The organism is Vibrio sp. 1249-1 (assembly GCF_033340495.1).
In genome coordinates this window covers 1-548 of sequence record NZ_JAWOWJ010001015.1, presented here as the reverse complement: position 1 = coordinate 548, position 548 = coordinate 1, and the positions used below count along the sequence as shown (strand labels likewise).

General features: G+C 41.6%; 1 protein-coding gene. It reads right to left on the bottom strand.

All coding sequences use genetic code 11. From position 1 onward, the window contains the following. Positions 1 to 11 precede the first annotated feature (11 nt). Positions 12 to 548 (bottom strand): UDP-2,3-diacylglucosamine diphosphatase (gene lpxH / locus R7Z50_RS30210; RefSeq protein WP_318150109.1); only part of this gene is annotated, 537 nt, incomplete at its 5' end.

Here is a 548-nt window from a genome sequence, read left to right as displayed (position 1 = left end):
CTTAGCGTAAATTATGTGTTGAAAGGCCGGTTTTGCAGTTCAAAACCATCAGAATTCACTTGTAAAACTGAGCCTTGCGTATACCAGTCCCCTAAGACGATGCGCGTGTTTTTAGCACCATTTGCGTCAAAAAAATGTGTATTTGGGCGATGAGTGTGCCCATGAATCATCAAGTTGACGCAATTCTGAGACATCACTTTTTCAACTTCGCTTTGATTCACGTCCATGATATCTAAAGACTTCATCTGTTTATCGTCGCGAATGTCTGATTGAACTTTAGAGACAATTTTTTTCTTTAAACACCATGGGATGCGTTTAAAGATCCATTGTAACCAAGGTTGATGCACAGTTTTACGAAATTTCTGATATTCCACGTCATCAATACACAGGGTATCGCCGTGTAAAATCACCGCTTTTGTGCCATATAAGTCGATGGTGCAAACGTCATCAAGCAAAGTGATGCCCGTCTCTTTACAAAAGCGTTCGCCCAACAAGAAGTCACGATTGCCTTGAATAAAGAAAACCGGGACACCTTGGTCGGTGAGCGT